Source organism: Nocardia sp. NPDC057455 (genome assembly GCF_042802775.1).
In the GTDB taxonomy this organism is placed as follows: domain Bacteria; phylum Actinomycetota; class Actinomycetes; order Mycobacteriales; family Mycobacteriaceae; genus Nocardia.
On sequence record NZ_JBHVDM010000178.1, the window covers coordinates 1 to 4,075 of the forward strand.

Sequence of the window (4,075 nt, forward strand, 5' to 3'; positions counted from 1 at the left end):
CAGACCCCGTCGGCGTTCTATCAGTTGGTCGAGGCCGACCGGGCCGCGGCTGCGGGTGATCTGGCGTTGCGGTATGTGATCTTCGGTGGTGAGGCACTGGATCTGCGTAAGCTGGGCCGCTGGTATGAACGCCACGGGGCGGGTGTGGGGTTGGTGAACATGTACGGCATCACCGAGACCACGGTGCATGTGTCGTTCCTGCCGTTGGCCCCGCAGGACGCGCAGGACGCGGCCAGTGTGATCGGCCGCGCGATCCCGGGTTCGGCGGCGTATGTGCTCGACGGGCGTCTGCATCCGGCTGCGGTGGCGGTGCCCGGGGAGATCCACGTGGTCGGCGCGCAGCTCTCGCGCGGTTATCTGGGTCGTGCGGGGTTGACCGCGACACGGTTCGTGGCGAATCCGTTCGGTGCGCCGGGTTCGCGGATGTATCGCTCCGGTGATATCGGCCGCTGGCGCGTGCACGCCGAGACCGCGGTGCTCGAGTACGCCGGGCGTGGGGACCAGCAGGTGCAGTTGCGTGGGTTCCGTATCGAGCTCGGCGAGATCGAAGCGGCGCTGCTGGGCTGCGACGGTATCGGGCAAGCGGTCGCGCTGGTCCGCGACGATCAGCACGCCGGTGAACGCCTGATCGGGTACGTGGTGCCCGACACCGGTGGCGTGACCATCGACCCCGCAGCGGTCCGGGCCGACGTCGCACGGTTCCTCACCGGCTACATGGTGCCCGACGCGATCGTGGTGCTGGACGTGCTGCCGTTGACCCCGAACGGGAAACTGGACCGGCGGGCATTGCCCGCCCCGGAGATCAACAGTGCGGTCGCCTACCGTGCGCCCCAGACGCTCACCGAGCAGGCGGTCGCAGGCGCGTTCGCCGAACTGCTCGGCGCCGACCGGGTCGGCCTGGATGACGACTTCTTCGGCCTCGGCGGCAACTCGCTGCTCGCGGCACAGGTGGCCGGGCGGCTGCGGGACGCGACCGGAGCGACAGTGCGTGTGCAGTGGTTCTTCACCGACGCCACGGTGGCGGGCTTGGCCGCCCGCATCGACGCGGGCGACGCCGACGCCGCCGCCGCGCTGGACGTGCTGCTGCCGATCCGGGCGAGCGGATCGGCGGCCCCGCTGTTCTGCCTGCATCCGATGTACGGCTTGGCCTGGTCGTATGCGGGCCTGGCCCAGTTCCTGCCGGTCGAGCAACCGATCTTCGGCCTGCAATCGCCCGCTCTGTCGGAGGACGGCGAACTGCCCGCTTCGCTGGACCAGCTGGCCGAGCGCTACCTGTCGGAGATCAAGGCGGTCCAACCCGAGGGCCCGTACCGGTTGCTCGGCTGGTCGCTCGGCGGTGTGCTCGCCCATGCCATCGCCACCGCGCTGCAGGACGCGGGCGAGCAGGTGGAGTTGCTGGCCATGATGGACAGCCATCCGAATCCGGACGTCGTCGGTTTCCGCGCCGCGGTGCGCGGCGCCTTGGCCGAACTCGGCCTCGGCACGGCGGCTGCCGAGGGCGATGATGTCTACGAGCTCGACGACGAGTCGCTGGCCACACTGCACGCCATGATCCCGGCGGACCTGGTGGCGGTGACGCCGCAGCGGCTGCGCCGGATCTATCGCAGCGCGGTCCGCTCGGCGGAACTGATCGCCGAGCACCGGCCCGGAGTCTTCCGCGGCACCGTGCAGTACTTCAGCGCCGCCGTCGCCGACCCCGCCGACGAGTTGCGCGCCGCCGCGGCGGACTGGTGGCCGTACGTCCAGGGCATGGTCGTCGACCGGCCGGTCGAGGTCACCCATGCCCGGATGGCCGCGCCGGAGGCGCTGGCGGTGATCGGCCCGCAGCTGGCGGCCCTGCTCGACGGCCGCCGTTGATCGCCGCTGCCGACGCCGCGACCCGAATCCGGCGTCGGCAGGGAATAATCGTCCCCGGCACTCGTCAGACGCGGCCGTTCCCGCGGCCCGGAACCCACGGGTCGTGGCCGGTCGCGCCCGGCGTGCGCCGACGGTTCGGTAACGATCGGCATGCGCGCGCTCGATGATCAATCACAGCGCGGAGAGCATGGTGACGTGCGTGTGGCGACGATAGACAGGGTGAGGCAGCACGATGGTTCGGGCGGTCGGGCAGCGGTGTGACGAAACTGCGGAAGCGGTGCGCCGATGACCCGCCCGGCCCGCGTGCGCCCGACCCGGACCCGCCGCCCCCGCGTAACCACATTGCCGCAGTTGATGGCCACGGCCGTCGAAGCCAATCCGAGCGGCGTGGCCGTGGTGTTCGCCGACGCGACCAGCACCCTCGCCCAGTCGAGTTATGCCGAGCTGGACGAACGGTCCACGCGGTTGGCGCGTCTGCTCATCGATCGGGGGGTGGGTCCGGAGGATCTGGTCGCGGTGGGTGTTCCGCGTTCGGTGGAGTCGGTGGTCGCGGTGTGGGCGGTGGCCAAGACGGGTGCGGGTTTCGTGCCGGTGGATCCGAATTATCCGGCCGATCGCGTCGAGCACATGGTCGCCGACTCCGGCGCCGTCTTCGGACTGACTGTCGAGAATGTCCGCGCCGCCCTGCCGGACCGGGTCGAATGGTTGTCCCTCGACACAGTCGAGTGCGCGCGGCGGCTCGAGGAGTTCCCGGCTGATCCGGTGACCTACACCGATCGGGTGCGTCCGCTGCGCGCGGAGCATCCCGCCTACGTGATCTACACCTCCGGCTCTACCGGCAAGCCCAAGGGCGTGGTGATCCCCCAGGCCGGGTTGGCGAGCTTCTGTGCCGAGCAGCGGGATCGGTATCGGGTGACGAGTGCGTCGCGGACGTTGCATTTCGCGTCGCCGTCGTTCGACGCCTCGGTGCTGGAATTGCTGCTCGCGCTCGGTGGCGCGGCGACCATGGTCGTCGCGTCGCCCACGGTGTTCGGCGGCGAGGAATTCGCGTCCCTGGTGCGCAGAGAGGCGGTCACGCACGCGTTCGTGACGCCCGCCGCGCTCGCCTCGGTGGACCCGGCCGGGCTGGACGAGCTGCGTGTGGTGGTGGCCGGTGGTGAGTCGTGCCCACCGGAATTGGTACGGCGCTGGGTGCTACCGGTGTCGGGTGGGCGGACTCGCGAGTTCTTCAACGGGTACGGCCCGACCGAGACCACGATCATGACGAACATCAGCGCGCCGCTGGTGCCCGGGGAACCGGTGACGATCGGCGCGCCGATCCGGGCCGTCACCGAGTACGTGCTGGACGAACGTTTGGTCCCCGTTCCCGGCGGTGCCGTCGGCGAGCTGTACATCACCGGTGCGCAACTGGCCCGCGGCTACCACGAGCGCCCCGGGCTGACCGCGTCTCGCTTCGTGGCGAACCCGTTCGACGCGAACGGCTCTCGGCTCTATCGCACCGGTGATCTGGTGCGCTGGACGCCGGAAGGTGAGTTGGAGTATCTGGGCCGCAACGACTTCCAGGTGAAGATTCGCGGTTTCCGTATCGAGCTGGGCGAGATCGACGCGGTGCTGGCCGCGCACGAGACGGTCGACTTCGCCGTCACCGTCGGGCACCACCTCGACAGTGGCGCCACCATTCTCGTCGCCTATGTGCACGCTGTGCCGGGGATGGCCGCCGACGCGGCCGAACTGGCCGCCTTCGCCCAGCGGAGCCTGCCCGCGCACATGGTGCCGACGGTGGTCATGGTGCTGGACGAGATCCCGCTGACCCCGGTGGGCAAGCTGGACCGTGGCGCGCTGCCCACGCCGCGGTTGCAGACCAAGGTGTTCCGCGCACCGGTCGGCCCACTGGAAGAGCTGGTCGGCGAGGTGTTCGCCGAAGTGCTCGGGCCCGGCGCGCCGGTCGGCGCGGACGACGATTTCTTCGAGCTGGGCGGCAATTCGCTGATCGCGACGCAGGTCGCGGCCCGGTTGGGAGCCGCCATCGCGGCCCGGGTGCCCGCACGACTGATCTTCGAGAGCCCGACTGTCGCCGCGCTCGCCGCGCGGCTGGAGCCGTTGAAAGGCGCGGGGGACCGGCACGCGTTGGTGGCGCTGCAGCGTCCGGAGCGGGTGCCGTTGTCGTTGGCGCAGCGGCGGATGTGGTTTTTGAATCAGTTCGATACCGGTTCCGCGG

General features: G+C 70.4%; 2 protein-coding genes. Both read left to right on the forward strand.

All coding sequences use genetic code 11. From position 1 onward, the window contains the following. Positions 1 to 1,857 (forward strand): thioesterase domain-containing protein (locus ACFU5M_RS34120; protein ID WP_379055688.1); only part of this gene is annotated, 1,857 nt, incomplete at its 5' end. A gap of 285 nt (positions 1,858 to 2,142) precedes the next feature. Further along, positions 2,143 to 4,075, forward strand: a 1,933-nt coding sequence (locus ACFU5M_RS34125) for an amino acid adenylation domain-containing protein (RefSeq protein ID WP_379055690.1), incomplete at its 3' end; no start/stop codon positions are given.